The 19,355-nt window shown below is 61.5% G+C and carries 17 protein-coding genes and 1 tRNA gene; 8 read left to right on the forward strand and 10 right to left on the reverse strand.

Features of this window, described 5'->3' with window-relative positions; genetic code table 11:
• Nucleotides 1–13: 13 nt before the first annotated feature.
• The 10 genes from ACTQ1S_RS02055 to aroF all read right to left on the reverse strand — a co-directional run bounded on the left by ACTQ1S_RS02055 (nucleotide 14) and on the right by aroF (nucleotide 10,181).
• The gene (locus ACTQ1S_RS02055) at nucleotides 14–1,015 is read right to left on the reverse strand and encodes a hypothetical protein (protein ID WP_441546951.1); all 1,002 of its coding nucleotides are present in this window, start codon (nucleotides 1,013–1,015) and stop codon (nucleotides 14–16) included.
• Nucleotides 1,015–1,464, reverse strand: coding sequence for a DUF4869 domain-containing protein (locus ACTQ1S_RS02060; protein WP_427748113.1), 450 nt, complete (start codon nucleotides 1,462–1,464; stop codon nucleotides 1,015–1,017). Before ACTQ1S_RS02060 ends, ACTQ1S_RS02055 begins: the two co-directional genes overlap by 1 nt.
• A 129-nt stretch (nucleotides 1,465–1,593) precedes the next feature.
• On the reverse strand, nucleotides 1,594–2,031 hold the full coding sequence (gene aroQ / locus ACTQ1S_RS02065; RefSeq protein ID WP_441546952.1) for a type II 3-dehydroquinate dehydratase: 438 nt from the start codon (nucleotides 2,029–2,031) through the stop codon (nucleotides 1,594–1,596).
• Between the two features lie 100 nt (nucleotides 2,032–2,131).
• A complete protein-coding gene (locus ACTQ1S_RS02070; protein WP_441546953.1) occupies nucleotides 2,132–3,370 on the reverse strand; it encodes a shikimate kinase in 1,239 nt (412 codons plus the stop codon).
• Complete coding sequence (pheA, locus tag ACTQ1S_RS02075; RefSeq protein ID WP_441546954.1) at nucleotides 3,371–4,516, reverse strand: prephenate dehydratase; 1,146 nt, start codon at nucleotides 4,514–4,516, stop codon at nucleotides 3,371–3,373. It lies immediately after the preceding gene.
• A gap of 169 nt (nucleotides 4,517–4,685) precedes the next feature.
• Nucleotides 4,686–5,783: a chorismate synthase gene (aroC, locus tag ACTQ1S_RS02080; RefSeq protein WP_441546955.1), complete on the reverse strand. Its 1,098-nt coding sequence runs from the start codon at nucleotides 5,781–5,783 to the stop codon at nucleotides 4,686–4,688.
• Between the two features lies 1 nt (nucleotide 5,784).
• Nucleotides 5,785–7,104 carry a 3-phosphoshikimate 1-carboxyvinyltransferase gene (gene aroA, locus ACTQ1S_RS02085; RefSeq protein ID WP_441546956.1) on the reverse strand — a complete coding sequence of 440 codons (1,320 nt, stop codon included), beginning with the start codon at nucleotides 7,102–7,104 and terminating at the stop codon, nucleotides 5,785–5,787.
• Nucleotides 7,098–8,204 (reverse strand): 3-dehydroquinate synthase, encoded by a 1,107-nt coding sequence (gene aroB / locus ACTQ1S_RS02090; protein ID WP_441546957.1) that lies wholly within the window; start codon nucleotides 8,202–8,204, stop codon nucleotides 7,098–7,100. Before aroB ends, aroA begins: the two co-directional genes overlap by 7 nt.
• 36 nt (nucleotides 8,205–8,240) lie before the next feature.
• The gene (locus ACTQ1S_RS02095; protein WP_441546958.1) at nucleotides 8,241–9,155 is read right to left on the reverse strand and encodes a prephenate dehydrogenase; all 915 of its coding nucleotides are present in this window, start codon (nucleotides 9,153–9,155) and stop codon (nucleotides 8,241–8,243) included.
• Between the two features lie 3 nt (nucleotides 9,156–9,158).
• The gene (gene aroF / locus ACTQ1S_RS02100; RefSeq protein WP_154516169.1) at nucleotides 9,159–10,181 is read right to left on the reverse strand and encodes a 3-deoxy-7-phosphoheptulonate synthase; all 1,023 of its coding nucleotides are present in this window, start codon (nucleotides 10,179–10,181) and stop codon (nucleotides 9,159–9,161) included.
• 203 nt (nucleotides 10,182–10,384) lie between these two features.
• Between aroF and ACTQ1S_RS02105 the strand changes: the two genes are divergently transcribed.
• From ACTQ1S_RS02105 to ACTQ1S_RS02140, 8 genes are all read left to right on the forward strand, one after another.
• Nucleotides 10,385–10,461 (forward strand) — tRNA-Arg (locus tag ACTQ1S_RS02105).
• A 76-nt stretch (nucleotides 10,462–10,537) separates the two neighbouring features.
• A complete protein-coding gene (locus tag ACTQ1S_RS02110; RefSeq protein ID WP_441546959.1) occupies nucleotides 10,538–13,255 on the forward strand; it encodes an HAD-IC family P-type ATPase in 2,718 nt (905 codons plus the stop codon).
• Between the two features lie 215 nt (nucleotides 13,256–13,470).
• Nucleotides 13,471–14,625, forward strand: coding sequence for a double zinc ribbon domain-containing protein (locus ACTQ1S_RS02115; protein ID WP_441546960.1), 1,155 nt, complete (start codon nucleotides 13,471–13,473; stop codon nucleotides 14,623–14,625).
• A 105-nt stretch (nucleotides 14,626–14,730) separates the two neighbouring features.
• Complete coding sequence (locus ACTQ1S_RS02120; protein WP_154516178.1) at nucleotides 14,731–15,273, forward strand: peptidylprolyl isomerase; 543 nt, start codon at nucleotides 14,731–14,733, stop codon at nucleotides 15,271–15,273.
• A 12-nt stretch (nucleotides 15,274–15,285) separates the two neighbouring features.
• The gene (locus ACTQ1S_RS02125) at nucleotides 15,286–16,590 is read left to right on the forward strand and encodes a tetratricopeptide repeat protein (protein WP_427726917.1); all 1,305 of its coding nucleotides are present in this window, start codon (nucleotides 15,286–15,288) and stop codon (nucleotides 16,588–16,590) included.
• 127 nt (nucleotides 16,591–16,717) lie between these two features.
• Complete coding sequence (locus ACTQ1S_RS02130; RefSeq protein WP_006236061.1) at nucleotides 16,718–17,749, forward strand: rod shape-determining protein; 1,032 nt, start codon at nucleotides 16,718–16,720, stop codon at nucleotides 17,747–17,749.
• Between the two features lie 78 nt (nucleotides 17,750–17,827).
• The gene (gene mreC, locus ACTQ1S_RS02135; RefSeq protein WP_427794828.1) at nucleotides 17,828–18,769 is read left to right on the forward strand and encodes a rod shape-determining protein MreC; all 942 of its coding nucleotides are present in this window, start codon (nucleotides 17,828–17,830) and stop codon (nucleotides 18,767–18,769) included.
• A gap of 12 nt (nucleotides 18,770–18,781) precedes the next feature.
• Nucleotides 18,782–19,348, forward strand: a complete 567-nt coding sequence (locus ACTQ1S_RS02140; RefSeq protein ID WP_441546961.1) for a hypothetical protein — start codon at nucleotides 18,782–18,784, stop codon at nucleotides 19,346–19,348.
• The last annotated feature ends 7 nt before the right edge of the window (nucleotides 19,349–19,355 follow it).

A 19,355-nucleotide genomic window follows, 5' to 3' on the forward strand; every position in this document is an offset into this window, starting at 1 on the left:
CTCCCCGCCGTATCTATTCTGCTTTTAAACACTCGGGCAAGACGTTTGCTACTGCATCTATTGCTTGCGGCTTCAGGTATTGCTCATTGAGCTTTGCCTTTTTGTAGGCATAGCGAGTGTCTGCCGAGTACTTGATCAATACGTCGGTGAAGAACCGCTCCCAACTTAGGTACTTGCGGCTTTCGATATAGCTCGAAGGATCCTTGAGGATTTTTGGAATGTCGTTGTTGGGGATGAGGCCGGATTGCAGAAGCGTCCACTCAAATGATTCCGGGAGGAACAAGCGAACGTTTTTGTAAACGCGCTGTCCCAGCACCTTTTCGATGTAGGGACCAAACGCTGCTCCGTCTCCAATGGCAAGAATGTTTTGCTCGGGGCATTCGTGAATCGTTCGTTTTAGGTTTGCTACGCCGGTAGCGGTGTAGCAGGGGATTCCCAGTCGGTTGCAAAGGGCGCTGTAGAATTGATAACCAGACTTGCTATCCTCGACAATTGCGGCATCGGGATTGTCGAAACCTACGTTAAGGTCCTGATACAGCATACTTGCCGTGTGGTCATATAGCGGCTTGGTCACCGAGTAGAAGCGCCTGTCGCTCTTGCGGCCATTGATCGTCTTGCTTGTGGTGTTGACCAGTTTTAGGATCTCGTCGACGCTGTAGGGGAGCTCGTTGGCGTCGCGACGAGATATCAGAACAAAATAGTTGGACGAGCCGTTGACGGCTTTGGCGAAGTCCTTTGAGTAGATAAACTCGTTACCCTCATCTAGAAAGACGATTGAATCTTCGATGATCGACAGCTCGCGCTCCCAGCGTCTGCCAGAAAGCGTTTCGCAAGGTACGTCGCAGCTGAGTGCAACGCCGCTTTCCGGTCCTCGGTCGTTGTAGTCGCGAATCATCGAGATGAGCGTCGTTTTGCCCGTGCCGCTGTTGCCGCGTATGAAGGAAATATTTCGTTTAAACGTGAGCGTGTATTTGACCTTTGCACGCTCTACGACAACGGTGTGCGTTCCCCTCATTATTCATCAACATCCAAAAAGTCATTCGTGGCACCGACAAACTCCTGCATGTTCCTGACGATGCGGCCATCGTTTTCAATGCGGATTTCAAAGTTCTTCCAGGGGAATTTCATGATGTGGTAAAGGGTCACCAGCACATCCTGTTCTTTGCCGATCTTGAGTAGCCAGCGGGCACAGTTGTCTCCGCAGGTGGATGCGTTAAACACCATATTTGGGAGATTGCGCACCAGCAGCAGCGTCTTAACGCCGCCGGACAGTTCGAGTGGAGTGATTGAGCCCAGCTGCTTGCTTACGATGTTGTGGGGACCGATGAGCTCTGATCCGTCCACGCGTTTAATAATCTGTGCGGCCATGGGGTCTTCGAACCATGAGTCCAAGTATGAGTTCCTAAAATAGGTTTCGGTATCGTAGATGGAACCGGGGTAATCCCCCAGGTGAATGCTCAGCATGTGGGTCTCCAGACGTAGTGTGACTGCAACGATTATATGCCAGTAATAAAATGCCGGCAGCAGCGAGGTCGCTACTGCCGGCGCTGGCTTTATTAGCGCGTAGTCGTGTTGATGGATTTGCTCGCGACGCTACTCTTCGAGATGCTCCTTCAGCAGCTCCAGCGCGTGAGCGTAGCCCTGGAGGCCTTCGCCGGTGATGGTGGCGAAGCAAGCCAGGCGCGCATAGCTCACCTGGCGGAAGTCTTCGCGCGTCTCTACGGCGCTAATGTGGACCTCAACGGCGGGGATGGCGACGGCCTTGAGGGCGTCCAGGATGGCTACGCTGGTGTGCGTGTAGGCAGCCGGGTTGATGACGATGCCGTCGACCTTGCCGTAGGCCTCTTGGATCTTGTCGACGATGCTACCCTCGTGGTTGGACTGGAAGACCTCGACCTCGTCAAAGCCCTGTGCGGCGCCTGCCTCCTGGCAGATCTGGACCAGGCGGTCGTAGTTGTCGCTGCCGTAGATACCCGGCTCGCGAATGCCGAGCATGTTGAGGTTGGGGCCGTTGATGACGAGTGCTTTCATGGTTGCTTCCTTTGTGGTCTGGTTGGTGGCGGAGCTTGCTGTCTGCGGCGTTTGCCCAGATAAAACCTGCCAAAATAAACCTGTCCCTTTTTGGCAGGTTTTAGAGGGTGTCGAGGACGGCGCGGGCGGTGTTGGCGGCGCAGTCGCGTGAGTCGATGATGTAGTCGGCCCAGGCGCGGTAGCGCGGCATGCGCTGCTCGGCGAGCTTGTCGATGCCGTCGCGGGCGGTGATGGGGCGACCCTTGTGGGCGAGCTCCTCGAGCTTGCGGTTGAGCATCACAATCTGACTGTTCTGGTGCAACAGCGGATAGTTCTCGTCGCGCGTGACCACGCCGCCGCCGGTGGAGAGCACCAGGCCACTGCGCTTGGAGATGTCGGCCAGTGCCGACGTCTCCTGCTCGCGGAAGGCCGCCTCGCCGCGCTCGACGATAAAGTCGGCACAGGGCATGCCCAGACGCTCCTCGAGCGCGCGGTCCAAGTCGATGTGCTCGCGGCCCGTGAGCTGGGCGATCTGCTCGCCCACGCGGGTCTTGCCCGAGCCCGGCATGCCGATGAGCGCGATGTTCTGCTCGCGGCGAGACAAGCGCTCCGTTACGTCCAGGATGCGCTCGCGCGGGGTGACTTGGCCGGTGTAGCGCTCAACGGCCTGTGCCGCTTGGGCCACGAGCATCAGCAGGCCGCCGATGCAGGGGATGCCGCGGCGCTCGGCCTCGAGCATCAGACCCGTGCGGGCGGGATTGTAGACAATGTCGACGACACCCTCGAGCGCATCGAGCCCTTCGAGCGTGCAGGGCGCGTCGGGGCAGTGGGGAAACATGCCAGCAGGCGTGCAGTTGACGAGCAGCGCCGCGTCGGACTGCTGTGCGATGTTATCGTAGTTGACCTCGCTCGTGCGGCCGACAGGCACAACGATGGCGCCCAGGTCACCGAGCACCATGCTGGCCGTGGTGCCGGCACCGCCGGTGGCACCGAGCACGAGGACCTTCTTGCCGGCAACCTCTACGCCCAACTCCTCGACTAGACACTGAAAACCAAAGTAGTCGGTGTTGTCGCCGCGCAGGCGGCCGTCGGGTAGGCGCGTGATGGTGTTGACGTTGCCCATGCGCTCGGCCAGGGGACTCAGCTCGTCCAGGTATTCCATGACGGCGCGCTTGTAGGGGATGGTCACGTTGGTGCCCTCCCACTCGTCGCCCGTCATAAAGGCTTCGAGGTCCTCGGGCTCGCGCTCAAAACGCACGTACTCCAGGCCCGCGAGCTCTTTGTAGATGGTCGGGGTGTAGCTGTGGCCCAGCACGCGGCCCAGCACGCCGTAGGGGCGGGTTGCAGCGGTTTCGGTCATCTAGAGCACCTCCGTGTAGCTGCCAAAATAGGTGAAACTCTCGCACACGTCGTCAATCGAGTCGAGCAGGTCGTCGAGGGCCTTGCTGCCAAAGGGGCAGTCCAGGTCAAAGTAGAACATAAACTCAAAGTCGTGCCCGGGGATGGGGCGGCTCTCGAGCTTGATGAGGTTGATGTTGAGCGCGTAGAAGCGCTCGAGTACGCGGTAGAGGGCGCCCGGCTCATTGGCCGTGGTGATCATAAGCGAGGTACGGTTGGCACCGGGATAGACGCGCGGCTCGCGGCAGATGACAACAAAGCGCGTGTAGTTATTGTCCGAGTCTTGAATGTTGGGCTCCAGCACCTCGAGGCCATACAGCGCGGCGCAGCTGCGCGAGGCGATGGCGGCGACGTCGGTGCGATCGGAGTTGGCGACCATCTCGGCCGACATGGCGGTGTTGGGGTACTCGGTGGCGTGCAGGCCGTGGGCCTCGATAAAGCCGGCACACTGGGCGATGGCCTGGCCATGACTGTAGACTTCGCGCACGTCGGCGAGCTTGGTGCCGGGCTTGACGAGCAGGTTGTGATCGATCTTGAGGCGCAGCGAGCGCACGATGTGGAAGTCGAACTGGGCGAGCAGGTCGTAGACGACGTTGACCGAGCCGGCGGTTGAGTTTTCGATGGGCAGCACGCCAAACTCGCAAAAGCCGTCGCGCACGGCGCGCATGACGCCCTCGAAGGTCTCGAAGAACGCGATATCGGGCACGTCGAAGAGCTTGCATGCGGCGATTTGGCTGTAGGCGCCCTCAACGCCCTGGCAGGCGACGGAGGCCGTTTGAGGGAAAGGTGTGTCAAATGCTGCTGCCGTGGCATGGGCCTTTTGCGACACGGTGATGCCCTTGAGCTCGTTGATGTAGCGCTGCTGCTCGGCCTTGCTCATACTCATGAGGAGGCGGAACAGGGTGATGGTCTGGGCCTCGTAGCGCTCGGGCGCGCGGCCGGCGAGGTTGTTGAGTTTGGAGCGCTCGCGGGCGGGGTCAAAGACGGCCTTGCCCATCTCGATTTTTGACTTGGCGACCTCGGTGGCAATGTCCATGCGCTCGACAAAGCTATTGAGGAGCGTGGTATCGATGCCGTCGATGGCTTGGCGAATATCGGCAAGGTCCATGGAGACCCCTTTCGTGAATCGTTGCCTGGGGTAGTTAATTTGGGACGGGGCTTTTTTAGCTACCCTTTGACTGGTGGCGAATCGATGGGTGCCGGGGCAAATACTCACTGGCATATGGGGGTAGCTAAAAAAGCCCCGTCCCAAATTAACTACCCTCGGGGTGGGCGGGCTAGCGTTGGGCAGCGTCCTCCAGGAGGGCGTCCCAGATGGCGAGCGCTGCGGCTGCCTCGGCTACGGGGACAGCGCGCGGGACAATGCAGGGGTCGTGGCGGCCGTGGACCGAGAGCTCGGCATTTTCCATGGCGTCCATGTCCACGGTCTGCTGCTCGCGACCGATGGAGGGCGTCGGCTTTACGGCCATCCGCCACATGACGGGTGCGCCGGTGGAAATGCCGCCCAGAATGCCGCCGGCGTTGTTGGACTCGACCGCAACCTCGCCGGTCTCGGCATCAACGCGATACGGATCGTTGTTCTCGCTGCCGCGCATGGCGGCCACGGCAAAGCCCATACCAAACTCCACGCCCTTTACGGCGGGAATGCCAAAGGCGATGTGCGCGATGCGGTTCTCGATGCCGTCGAACATGGGGTCGCCGATGCCCGCGGGAAGTCCGTAGATGCCGCACTCCACGATGCCACCGATGCTATCAAGCTCGTCGCGTGCGGCGAGAATCTCCTCGCGCATACGGCCGGCAGCTGCCGCGTCGATGCACGGTAGGTCGTTCGTAAGGATCGCCTTGCGGTCGGCCTCGCGATAGACCATGTCGTCCATGGGCAGGTCGGATATGCCGCCGATCTGCGCCACGTGCGCCATCACCTTGATGCCGCGGGCCTCGAGCGCCTGCAGCGCAATGCCGCCGGCGATGCATAGGGGGGCCGTTAGGCGGCCGGAGAAATGTCCGCCGCCAGCGACATCGTGCATGTTGTGGTACTTCACGCGCGCGGGGTAGTCCGCATGGCCCGGACGTGGCTTGCGGCGCAGCTCGGAGTAGTCCTTGGAGCGCGTGTTGGTGTTCTCAATGATCGCAGCGATGGGCGCGCCGGTGGTGTGCCCATCGACCACACCGGCAATGATGTGCGCGGCGTCGGCCTCGCGGCGCTTGGTCGCGGTCTCGTCGCGACCGGGGGCGCGACGGTCCAAAAAGGCCTGAAGCTGTTCCTGGTCAACGGCGATACCTGCCGGAATGCCGTCGAGCGAGCAGCCGATGGCGGAGGAGTGCGACTGGCCGAAGATGCTTAAGTGCAATACGTTGCCAAAGGTCGAGGACATGCTACTCCTCCTCGAGCGTGACCTTGCCGCCCAGCAGGCGGTAGTGGTCAAAGAAATCGGGATAGGACTTGTTGACGGCCTCGGCGCCGTGGATCACAACTTCGCCGGTGGCACGGCTCGCGGCGATAGCGGCCATCATGGCGATACGATGGTCGTTGTGCGAATCGACCTCGCCGCCGGTAAAAGCATCGACACCCTTGATGATGAGATCGTCGCCGGCAATGCGCACCTGCGCGCCCAGCGCGGTGAGCTCGCGGGTGGTAGTGACCAGGCGGTCAGATTCTTTGATGCGCAGGCGGGCACAATCGCGGATGAAGGTGCGGCCTTGTGCCAGCGAGGCCACGGCCGAGATAACGGGTACCAGGTCGGGGATGTCGTGCGCGCTCATCTCGAAGCCGGCGAGCTTGTCGGACTGCACGGTGGCGGCGTTGGTGGAGCGCACGATGCGGGCGCCAAAGCGCGAAAGCGCGGCGAGCACGTTGCGGTCGCCCTGCGCGGAGCTCAGCGACACGCCCTCCACGGTGATGGGGTCGGAGCCGATGGCGCCGGCGCACAGCCAAAAGGCGGCGTTGGACCAGTCGCCCTCGACAGCCACGTTGCCAGGCGTGCGGTACGAGCCGCTGCTCACGCGGAAGTTTGTGACCTCGGGCTTGCCGTTTTTGGCGGGGATACGATCGACGTTGACCTCGACGCCGAAGGCCTTCATGGCCTGGATCGTCAGGTTGATATAGGGGCGACTTTCGATAAGGCCGGTCACCTGCACGCAGGAGGGCTGGGCCAGCAGCGGGGCTGCCAACAGTAGACCGGAGATGTACTGTGAGCTCACATTGCCCGGCAGGATAAACGTGCCCGGGCGCATGCGGCCACTTGTCTTGAGCGGAAAGCCGCCCAGGCCCTGCAGGTCGCAGCCGGCGGCGATGATCTCGTCCGAGAGCGGGGAGAGCGGGCGGGCGCCCAGACGGCCCTGGCCCACAAACGTGGCCTCTGCTCCCAGCGCGCAGGCGACGGGCAGCATAAAGCGGAGCGTGGAGCCGCTCTCGCCGCAGTCGAGCGTGCCGCCGGCAAGTGCCTTGAGCAGGCCGAACTCAATACTTTTCATAGTGGGATGGACTTGGAAGCCATCCTCGACGGTCTCGATGCGGGCGCCGAGTGCCGTGAGGCAGCGTACCGTGGCCTCGATATCGGCGCAGGTGGTGTTGCAGGTCACATGCGTCTCTCCGTTGGCAAGGGCGGCGCAGATGATCAGGCGGTGCGCCATCGACTTGGACGCGATGGCGGGGACGGTGCCCTTGAGTGGGGACGGAGTGATGCGGGCTAGCATGCGGAAGCGTCTCCCTTCTGGCCGAGGCCCTCGGCAATTAAATCATGAAAGGCGGAAAGCGGCGTGCGGTCGATGCTGCAGCGGCCAATGTCGTGCGGAATTACCAAGTCGATGGTGTCACCGGCTCGTTTTTTGTCGTGCAGCGCCTCGGCAAAGACGGCGTCGGCGGAAAGCGAGCAGCGGGTCTTGAGGCCGTGGCGTGCGCAGAGCTCCTCGATGCGGCCGGGCAGCTCGGCGTCGCAAATGCCATGAAGCGCTGCGGCGCGCGTGATGATACCCATGCCGATCGACACGCAGTTGCCATGTCCCAGCTCAAAGTGCTCGCAGGCCTCGACAGCGTGTCCAGCGCTGTGTCCAAAGTTGAGCAGCTTGCGCTGGTTGGTCTCGCGCTCATCGGCGACAACCACGGCGCGTTTAATGTCGATATTGCGGGCGATGATGAGCGCCACACGGGCAACGTCGCGGTTGAGGAGCTCCAGCGTGAGCGGGGTCTTCTCCAACTCGGTGAAAAGCTCGGGGTCGGCGATCACGGCGTGTTTGACGACCTCTCCGCAGCCGTCGGCGAACTGCTCGGGCGTGAGGGTGGCGAGACACCCCACGTCGGCAATAACAACACTCGGCTGCCAAAAGGCGCCGGCCAGGTTTTTGCCGGCAGCTAGGTCGATGGCCGTCTTGCCGCCCACCGACGAATCGACCATAGCGAGCAGGCTCGTGGGGATCTGCACAAACTTGCAGCCGCGCATGTAGGTGGCGGCCACAAAGCCGGCCACGTCGCCTACGACGCCGCCGCCGAGTGCCACGATCACGTCGGAGCGCGAAAGCTCGTGCTCGGCCACAAACTCCAAGATGTTGATGTAGGTCTCGGCGCGCTTGTGGGCCTCGCCGGCCTCGAAGGTGCAGACACTCACCGTATAGCCCGCAGCCTCCAGGCTCTGCTTAACGGGCATTTGGTAGAGCGGACCCACGTTGGTGTCTGTCACAATGACGGCGCGCGATCCGCCGGCGGTGGCGCGCACGAGCGGGCCCGCCTGCTCCAGCAAAAACGTGCCGACGTGCACCTGGTAGGGGCGTGCGGTGTCGATATCGATGGTAATCGCCATAAGCTTTGGTCCTTTCGACCTGGCGTGGTAGGTGGTCTAGTGGGTGGCCTCGTCGTCGAGCGCGCGCTTAATGCGGTCGCCCTCGGCAAGGAGATTCTCAAGATAGCGCTGGTCGCGGTCCTTGAGCGCACGGCTGTAGGCGCCGAGCGAGTCGATCAGATGGTCGATCTCGAAGGCGAGCGCATCGGCGTCGTCGATCATGAGCTCGGACCACATCTGGGGGTTGAGGTGCGCCACGCGGGTAAGGTCGCGGTAGCTACCGGCCGAAAAACCGTGGTGAATCTGGGCAGTCGGGCTTTTGACGTAGGCGTTTGAGACGACGTGCGCGAGCTGGCTCGTAAAGGCGATCACGCGGTCGTGTTCGGCGGCGGTGGTCACGCTGAACTTGCCAAATCCCAAGGGGCGCACCATCTCGCGCACCTGGCCTAAAAGCTCCAGCTTGAGCGCATCGTCCACTGCAGGCGGCACGAGCACGAGTGGCGCGCCCTGGAACAGGTCGGCACGGGAGTGAGCGTAGCCCGAGTACTGGGTGCCCGCCATGGGGTGCGCGCCCACAAAGTAAAACCCGTACTCGCGGGCGAGTTCGAAGGCACGCTCGCACACGATGCCCTTCACGCCCACGGTGTCAATCACCACGGGCCCCATGATGGCCTCGGTATCGGTGGCGTCGGCGAGTGCCTGGGCGTGCGCCTCGAGCCATTCGATGCAGGCCTCGGGGTAACAGGCCAGCACGATGATGTCGCACTCGCCGAGCGTCTCGTCGTTGAGCTCGCCGGCGACGGTGCCCATGCTGGCGGCCGTCATGACGTCATCGTCGGGGTCCCAGGCCAGCACGCGGACGCCCGCCTGCGCATAGCCGCGGGCAAAGCTACCGCCGATCAGACCCAGGCCCACAACGCCGGCGCATTTGGGGCCGCCCTGGTTAACGCGTGCGTTTCTTACCGTACCCATGGGCTACTCCATGGTCTCTTGGCAGACAACCTCGCGGATGGCGCGGATACGGCGCATGGTGTCGTCGAACTGGTCGGGGGTGAGGGCCTGGGCGCCGTCGGACCACGCGCGGCTGGGCTCGTCGTGGACCTCGATTTCCAGGCCATTGGCGCCGCAGGCGGTCGCGGCGAGCGCCATGGGTTCAACGTAGCGGGTGTAGCCGGTGGCGTGGCTGGGGTCGGCCACGACGGGCAGGTGCGACAGGTGGTGCAGCACCGGCACGGCGTTGAGGTCGAAGGTGTTACGGGTACGGGTCTCGAAGGTGCGGATACCGCGCTCGCACAGGATAACGTTGTCGTTGCCCTCGCTCATGATGTACTCGGCAGCCATGAGCAGCTCGTCGACGGTGCCGGACATGCCGCGCTTGAGCAGGACCGGGGTCTTGGTCTTGCCGACCTCCTTGAGCAGGGGGAAGTTCTGCGCGTTGCGGGCGCCAATCTGCATGACGTCAATCTTCTTATCCAAGAAGACCTGCACGTCGCGCGGGTCCATGATCTCGGTGACGATCGGCATGTCGAGTTCGGCCGAGGCCTCGCATAGCAGGTCCAGGCCGGCGGGGCCCATGCCCTGGTAGGCGTAAGGGGAGGTGCGGGGCTTGTAGGCACCGCCTCGCAGCATGGTGGCGCCGGCGGCCTTTACGCGACGGGCGATGCGAATGAGGTTTTCGCCCTCGACGGAACAGGGTCCGGCGATGACCTGGAACTGGTCGCCGCCGATCTTGATGCCGTGGCCGCAGTCGATGACAGAGTCCTCGGGGTGAAACTTGCGGTTGGCACGCTTGAACGGCTCGGAGACGCGCTGCACACGCTCGACGACGTCCATGGACTCGAGCAGGAACGGGTCGATCTTGGTCGTATCGCCCACCAGGCCGATGATGGTCTCGTTCTCGCCCCGCGACACGTCGGTTTTGAGACCCTTCTTCTCAATCCAGCTGACGATGTGGCCGATGGCCTCATCGCTGGCGCTCTGCTTTAAAATTGCAATCATGGTGTGCCTCTCACCTCGATGGATAACCCTTGCAAAAACGGCCCGCAGTGCGAGCCGTATCATATGGTGCATGAGAGTTTATACTAATTATTTCACTTTTGCGTCCTAAAGTGAGCCGTTGCGCTTCGTCTCCCACGTAATTGCAGAGCTTTTTCTATTATGTTGTTAGCTCGTGGCGCACTTGGGTATAATGCTAACCGTTGGCCCTATTAGCTCAGGGGATTAGAGCGTCTGCCTCCGGAGCAGAAGGCCGTTGGTTCGAATCCAACATGGGGCACCATCGAACGTAAGACCGTCCGAACCTCGCATGGTCCGGGCGGTTTTTCTTATACCGACGCGACGTGATAGGACGTGGTATGGCAACGACGGATATCGAGCGCGGACTTTCGACCGCCGAGGTCGAGGAGCGCATTGCCGCCGGCAAGATCAACCGCAACATGGAGCTCAAGACCAAATCGGTTCGTGAGCTTATCATCGAAAATCTCTGCACGCTGTTCAATCTGATCAACGTGATTTTAGCGATTTTGGTCATTATGACCGGATCGTTCAAGAACCTGACGTTCCTGTTCGTGGTGTTCCTCAATACCGCCATTGGCGTTATCCAGTCCATGCGCTCCAAGAAGATGGTCGATAAGCTCACACTGCTGACCTCTAAGAAGGCCATCGCGGTGCGCGATGGCGCCGAGGTGGAGCTCGACTTGGACCAGATCGTGCTCGACGACATCATTCGTCTGGGGCGCGGCGACCAGATACCTGCCGACGCCGTGGTGGTATCGGGCGAGGCGCTCGTTAACGAAAGTCTGCTGACGGGCGAGAGCGACCTTATTAAGAAGCAACCTGGTTCCGAGCTCATGAGCGGCAGCTTTATCGACTCGGGCCTGTTGCGTGCCCGCGTGGTCCATGTTGGTGCGGATAACTATGTGGCCAAGATCAACAACGAGGCCAAGTACGTCAAAAAGGTCAATTCCGAGATCATGAACGCGCTCAACGCCATCGTGCGCTTTGCGAGCGTCATCATGATTCCGCTCGGTCTGGCTCTGTTCGCCTCGAGTGTAAGTGGGTTGTGGGACGCCGCCGGTACCCCGGGCGATAGCGCGCTTTCGTGGTGCTTTTCCGAGCTGCTGGCCGGTCGCGTGCCTTCGTCGGCGCTGCTGTCCACGGTGGGCGCTCTTTTGGGCATGATTCCGCAGGGCCTGGTGCTGCTGACCTCGTCAGTGCTTGCCATCGCCACGGTGCGCCTAGCGCGCCGCAAGGTACTCGCGCAGCAGCTCTATTGCATCGAGACGCTCGCGCGCGTCGACGTGCTGTGCCTGGACAAGACGGGCACCATCACGTCGGGTCGCATGGAGGTCGAGGGCACTTATCCGTTGCCCGTTGAGGGTGTGGGCTTGGCCCCGGACGAGGCACCTGTCCCTGTCGATACTACCGTGCTCGATTTTGCGCTTGCCAATGTCGCGCGCGCGACCTCGGCTGATGCCAATGAGACCTGCCAGGCGCTGCTCAACTACTACGCCGACCGCCCGGTCGAGGTGTCCGAGCCGCTGTCGGTCATTCCGTTTTCGTCCTCCAAAAAGTGGAGCGGCGCCTCGTTTGCGCAGGGCTCCTATGTGATGGGTGCGGCGCAATTTGTGCTTTCGGAGCGTATCTTTGCGCAGGTCGAAAATCGTGTGGCCGAGCTTGCCGGCACCTGCCGCGTGCTCGTGGTGGCCCGTGTGGACGGCTTTACGCCCGATGGCGATATGGTGGGCGAGGCCGAGCCCGTGGGCTTTGTGACCATTCGCGATGAGATTCGCACTTCGGCCGCCGAGACCATCGGCTACTTTAACGAGCAGGGCGTGACCCTTAACGTGATCAGTGGCGACGACCCGCGTACGGTGTCGTCGATCGCGCGCGTGGTGGGCGTGCCGGGGGCGGACGCTTATGTGGACGCCACGACGCTCGATACGCCGTCCAAGATTGATGCGGCGGTGGACCGCTACCATGTCTTTGGCCGCGTGACCCCGCAGCAGAAGCGCGAGCTCGTGCAGGCGCTCAAGCGTCGCGGCCATACCGTTGCCATGACGGGCGACGGCGTCAACGATGTGCTGGCGCTCAAGGAGGCGGACTGCTCCGTGGCCATGGCCGCCGGTTCCGACGCCGCACGCAACGTGGCCGAGATCGTGCTGGTCGATAACGACTTTGCTTCGATGCCCGCCGTGGTGGCCGAGGGCCGTCGATCCATCAACAACCTGCAGCGTTCGGCCTCGCTGTTCCTGACCAAGACGCTGTTTTCGATGGGCCTGGCGGCGCTGTGCATCGCGCTGCCGCCGTATCCCTTTGAGCCTATCCAGATGACGCTCATTAACTTCTTCTGCATCGGCGCGCCGGGCTTTGTGCTGGGCCTTGAGCCCAACAATGCCCGCGTGAAGGGCTCATTCTTGACCAATGTGCTCAAGCGCGCGCTGCCGGCGTCGGTTGCAGTCATTTTGGCCGCGGCGCTCGACATCTTTGTGGCGCGCGTGTTTGGCTTTAGCCAGCTCACGCTGTCGACGATGTGCCTTCTCACGTCGTGCGCGGCAAGCGTGAGCCTGATCTGGCGTATCTCGCAGCCGCTCACTCCCTTGCGCGTGATGCTCTTTGTATTTGTCGTCGTCGGCATCTTGGTGGGCGTTATCGGATTCCCCGAGCTGCTGTCTATCGCCAACTTGTCGATGGGCGAGGCAATTATCCTTCTGGTGATTGTGGTCTTTACTTGCAGCGTGTTCTTTAAACTCGCCTCGATGATGGATTCGCTTAAGCCGCGTCGCCGCCATGCCGCCACTGGCTTTGGCCGCGGCGTGCGCGTTCGCTTGGGCCGCGGTGGCGGCAAGGTGAGCTCGACGGGCTCGACGGCCGAGCGTTTTGCCAAGCGCGTCGCCGCCGACATGGCGCAGCGCCGCGAGGAGCGTACGACACGTGAGGCCGAAGCCCGCGCGCTCGAGGGCGTGGAAAAGACCCAGCCCAAAAAAATGAAGGGCGCGGGCGCCAAGCGCTCGCGCGTGACCAAGTCCGCGCAGGGCATTAAGGTTTCGATGCCGAGCAAGAAGAAGAAGTAACCGCACCTCACAGGGTAGCTAATTTGGGACGGGGCTTTTTTAGCTACCCGGCTGATGACGCGATCTATTTGGCCGATTGGCGGCCAGGGCAGCTAAAAAAGCCCCGTCCCAAATTAGCTACCCTGCGATGTTGAATTGGTGCTCTGTGCCTTTAGGGGCGTAGCGATGTTATGCTCTAACCTCGATGGTTCGAATGATTCCGAAAAGAGGATGCCGTGATTTGCCCGCATTGTCTCAAGACCATAGAGGACGGCTCCTCGTTCTGCCCCTATTGCAACACCTATGTTGGCCCGGGCGATGGCCCCGAGCACACCGAGTTTGTGTTCTGCGAAGGCTGCGGTGCCCGTCTGTCGCCTCATGACCGTACCTGTTCCAAGTGCGGGCGCCCTGCCCCGGGCATTCTATCCGAGGATGCGGCAGCATCCGACCTGGCTGCTGGGCGCACGGCTGGTTTTCCCCGCCTGACGCAGGAGCAGATCGATACCGAGGTGCCCCATGCGCCGGCCTCTGCCGCCGCGGTACTTTCCGATGCCGCCGATCCCAATGAGACCTGCGTGCTGCCGGCTTTCGACAAGGATTTTGGCATTCCCAAGGTCGATATCCCGCTGCCGGTGTCCCTTCGTGACGACGCTCAGTCCAAAAATCAAAAACCCAAGCGCAAGGTACATCCTGACGAGGATGCCTACCACAAGCACAAGCGCCGTATTCCCAAGCCGCTCATCGTCATCGTGTTGCTCGCTGCCGTGTGCGGCAGTGCCTATTGGTTTGTGACGTCGGACCCCATGGGCGTTATGCCGGGCTTTTACGACCAGTTTGGCCAGGCCGCCAAGACGACGTTCCCCTCGCGCCAGAAGGGCGAGGCTACCGAGGAAGAGACTAAGTCCGACGATACCGCCGAGGTGGTCCAGGAGGAGACCGTCCTTTCCGACGACCAGCTCTATACCAAGCTCGACGGTCTGTATCGGACGATCGTGTCGTATGGCGACGATGATCAGATCGGCGAGGTTGTCGACTCGTTTAACAGCGGGTACCTACGCACGCCGCTCTCCACGCGTCAGGAGCTGTCGCAGAGCGCTTATGCCCTGCGCGACCAGATCAAAAATACCCAAGACGAGCTCAACAACCTTAAGGTGCAAGACGATACCGTCTACGCGGAGGATATCGAGCACCTCAAGCAGCTTGCCGAGTGGATGTACGAGCGCGTCGACATGATCTGCCAGAGCTGGGATATCTCGCTGTCCATTCCCGATGGCGAGTCGCTGAGCGCACACCAGAGTGAGATCTTGGCGCCCATCGCGCAGGGCGGCAACAGCGCCCTTAACCAGTACGATGCCAATGTGAGCGCCTGGAAGCCGCAGCCGCGTTCGTAATTTGTTGCCCTCCGACGGCATAACCTGCGTGCGCAATTGATGGAAGCCCGTGCTTATTGCTACAATTCGTACAAATATGCTTTAAACGCACGAGGAAGGAACCGCATGTTTGGTTTTAAGAAAGAGCTTTATACGCCCGAGTACCAGCTCGCTGGTGACGAGTGTGCGATCATCGAGACGTCGAAGGGTACGATCAAGGTCAAATTTGACGGCGAGGGCGCTCCCATCCATGTGGCGAACTTCTGCGAGCTTTCCACCATGGGCTTTTATGACGGCCTTAAGTTTCACCGCTATGTGCCCGGCTTTGTGATCCAGGGCGGCGACCCCAATACCCGCGATATGTCCGGCGCTGACGTCGCCGCCGGCCTTGAGGGCCCCGACGGTATGCCCGGCACCGGTGGCCCCGGCTACTGCATCAAGGGAGAGTTTGCCACCAACCCGCGCAACAGCCATGTGGACGGTGCGCTTGCCATGGCACGTTCCATGGACCCCGACTCTGCGGGCTCCCAGTTCTACTTCTGTCTGGGTGCCCAGCACAATCTGGATTCCGGTTACACCGTCTTTGGCACCACGGTCGAGGGCCTCGACGTGATTTCGCAGCTGCGTGCCGGCGACGAGATCGTCCATGTCGAGATCGTTCACGAGTAAAAGGGGACTTCCTTGAATAGCCAGCTGATTCAACAGGGTCGAGCCGCTTATCGTGCGGGCGACTTTTCTGCAGCCGCTCAGATGCTCGGTGCGGCAAAGACCCCCAGCGAGATCATGGGCGAGGCCGACCATCTGCGTGGCAACGCTCTGATGCACCTGGGTATGTATGCCGAGGCTGCCGAGGCGTACGCGGCTGCTCTCAACGACGGCACCTATGGAAAGCGCGGCGCGCTGCTCACCAACCGCGGCAAGGCGCTCGCTGCCGTGGGTGACTATGTGACCGCAGCCCAGGCGTTCTCCGCCGCAACGCAGGATGCTTCCTATGCCACGCCGTTTAAGGCCTATCTGGGTCTTGGCAACGCGCTGTTCCAGTCGGGCGATTTCGCCAATGCAGGCACTGCCTTCCGCCAGGCCGCCATCGATGGCGCCAATCCAGCCCCCGCGGCCGCCCTTGGCGAACTCGGCCGCTGCTTCATCAAACTTGGCCGACCGGCGGACGCCGTGGAGACCTATCGCACGGCCATCGACTTTGCCGGTCCGCGCGATGACACGCGTGCGCTTAACGCGGGTATGGGCGAGGCGCTTTCTGCCGCGGGTCGTCCTTCCGAGGCGCTCGATGCCTTTAATGCCGCCACCGCCGACGGCATCTATCAGCTCACACCCGAGCAGGCCGATGAGCTTGCCCGCGTGCACGATTCACTTGCCGCGCTTTCGGCCCAGACCGCCATGGCCACGGCCCCGGCGCCCGCCATGGATACGACTGCTGTCGATTCGCTCGATCCCACGGGTGCCACTGGCCAGTTTATGCCCGATCCGTCCGACACGGGCTTCTTTACGCTGTCCGAGTCCGAGATGGTCCAGCAGGATCGTCAGGACCGCAAGCAGGCCAAGGTCCGTCGTCGCCATCGCCATACGGGCCTCAAGGTCTTCTTGGTTTTGCTTCTGCTGATTGTTCTTGCCGCGGGCGGTTTGGGCTTTGCCTACACGCGCGGCATGGGTATCCCCTCGCAGGAGTCCGTCATCACCGATCTGTTCCAGGCTGCCGGCGACGGTGATACCGCCAAGGCCGAGTCCTGCCTGGCCTCCAGCTTGTCCGAGGACGCCAAGGCGATGATTATCTCCTCGATCCCGCAGGGCGCCACCGTCTCCATCGAGGGCATGGATCAGTCCATGACCGAGACCACCGCGAAGGTGAAGGCTTCCCTGTCCAAGGGCGGCGAGCAGGAATATACCGTCAAATTCGTGCGCTCCGATAACCATATCGGCTGGGCGGTATCTTCGCTCGACATTGATTTCTCGGCCGCTGACAACCAGTAGTGACCTTATGAGATTTGGCGCTGCCCGGTGCTTCACCGCAAGTGAGGTGCCGGGCTTGCGCTAGTATGATGGGCTAGTAGTTTTCCAGCAATCATCCAACACATCAGGAGTTGCGTTGTTTTCTTTGATGGACATGTTCTTCGGTAGCTATGCGGGCGATCTAGCCATCGACCTCGGCACCGCCAATACGCTTGTCTCCGTGCGCGGCAAGGGCATCGTCATTCGCGAGCCTTCCGTCGTCGCCATCGACAAAAACGACGAGCGCATCCTTGCAGTCGGTATCGAGGCTAAGCGTATGCTTGGCCGTACGCCCGGCAACATTGTGGCCGTGCGTCCTCTTAAGGATGGCGTCATCGCCGACTTCGATGTCACCGAGGCCATGCTTCGCTACTTTATCGATAAGGCTTCCGAGAAGCGCTATCCGTGGACCCCTCGTCCGCGCGTCGTCGTATGCGTTCCCTCCGGTGTCACGTCGGTCGAGAAGCGCGCCGTGTTCGAGGCTACGATTCAGGCAGGTGCCCGCCAGGCCTATCTGATCGAGGAGCCTATGGCCGCGGCTATCGGTGCTGACTTGCCTGTCGAGGAGCCGACCGGCTCCATGGTCATCGATATCGGTGGCGGCACCACCGAGGTTGCCGTTATCGCCATGGGCGGTATCGTCGTGTCGCAGTCCATCCGCATTGCCGGCGACGAGTTCGATCAGGCTATCCTCACACATGTTCGCGATGCCTACAATTTGGCCATCGGCGAGCGTACGGCCGAGGACATTAAGATTAAGGTCGGCTCTGCCGTGCCGCTCAAGGACGAGCTCGACGTCGAGGTCAATGGCCGCGACGTGATCACGGGCCTGCCCAAGACCGTGCGCATCGAGAGCGAGGAGATTCGTCGTGCGCTCAATAAGCCGCTCGACGAGATGGCCAAGGCCGTCAAGGACGCACTCGACGCCACGCCGCCCGATCTTGCCTCGGACCTTATGTACTACGGCATTCTGTTGACCGGCGGCGGTGCGCTGCTGCGCGGCCTCGACGTCCGCTTGCGCGATGAGACAGGCGTTTCGGTCAACGTGAGCCCCACGGCGCTCGACAACGTCGTAAACGGTTGTGCCCGCGTGCTCGAGGCCAACGCGTTTGACGGCGGTTTCGTCCAGACCAATGCTTAATTTCCAAAAGGTGGATTCCATTTGGCACGATCTTCGGGTTTCTCTTCAAATCTGAATACCAAACGACAATCAACGGGTATGCGCCCGTTGATTGTTTTCAGCCTGATTTCTGTGTTGCTGCTCACGTTTTACATTCGAGAGGGCGAGGCCGGGCCGATACATGCCGTGCGTTCGGGCGTCACGACAATCACCTCTCCGGTGCGTTTTGTTGGCTCGGCGGTGGCGGCGCCATTCAATGCCATCGGCAACGTTTTCTCCAACCTCACCGCTTCGCAGGAGTCGCTCGACGACCTTAAAAAGCAAAACGAGGTTCTCACTTCCAAGGTCGCGGAGCTTTCCGAGGCCCAAAAGACCGCTGAGCGCCTTGAGGGTCTTGTGGGCCTGCAGTCGACCTATAACCTCAAGTCCACTGCGGCTCGTATTGTCGGAGCCTCGGGTGACGCCTGGACGTCGACCGTCACCATCGATAAGGGTTCTGCCGACGGGCTTACCATCAACATGCCCGTGACGAGCTCGGCCGGCGTCATCGGCCAGATTATCGAGGTTTCGGCCAAGACATCGACCGTGCGCCTGATTGGCGACGAGAACTCTGGTGTGTCCGCTATGGTGCAGGACACGCGCGCACAAGGCATGCTACAGGGCCAGCCCGATGGCACGCTGCGTCTTGAGTACGTGAGCGTCGACTCCGATGTTAAGGTTGGCGATATCATCGTGACCTCGGGCATCGGTGGCGTGTTCCCCAAGGGACTGCCGCTCGGCACCGTGTCTTCGGTGGAAAAATCCGCAAACGACGTGTACTACACCATTGTGGTACGTGCGCAGACCACGGCCGAAAATAACGAGGAAGTGCTCGTCATCACCTCGCTCACCGACGAGCAGTCGGCTTCGGACGATGACGTGAGCTCGGCCAATAGTGCCCCGCAGGGCACGTCGCGCGATGCCGCGACTCAGTCTAAGGACGAGAAATCGGATGATGATTCCGACACGGCCGAAGCGTCCGATTCTGGATCGAGCGAATAGGGAGGCATGTCCATGGATCTACACGAGCAGGGGACTGGCTCCCGCGCCTTTGCAATCGCCGCTATCGTCTGCGTGCTGCTGCAGGCGGGACTGGCACCGCAAATCTCCATCGCGGGCGGCCGCGTCAACTTTATGATTATTTTGGTGTGCCTGGCTGTGTTTTCGGGCGACCCTGCGCGTGCCGTCGTGTGCGGCTTTTGCAGCGGTCTGTTTTACGACCTTTCCGCCGCCGTGCCGGTGGGCGTTATGTCGCTGCTGCTGACCGTGGGCAGTTTTGCTTTGGTGCACAGCGCGGCTGGTCAGACGGGCGGCTCGCCGGGCGCGCGCGGCGTTACCGTGGGCGCCTTTGCGCTTGCCATCAACGTGGTCTACAGCATCATCTTGCTGTTTATGGGTCTGGAGACGAGCTTTGTGGTGGCCATCTTTGGGCACGCTCTGCCGTCCTCGATCCTGACGGGCTTGATTGCCATTCCGTTTTTGATGTCCGGCGCCGCTCCGCAGTCTGGCTATGGGTTCTCCGCGCGCGGTGGGCGTCAGACGGGCATGCGCTTTAAGCCCAAGACCCGTAAGCTCAAATAGGGGAGGC

The organism is Collinsella sp. LCP21S3_D3, from assembly GCF_052118305.1.
Classification (GTDB): Bacteria; Actinomycetota; Coriobacteriia; order Coriobacteriales; family Coriobacteriaceae; genus Collinsella.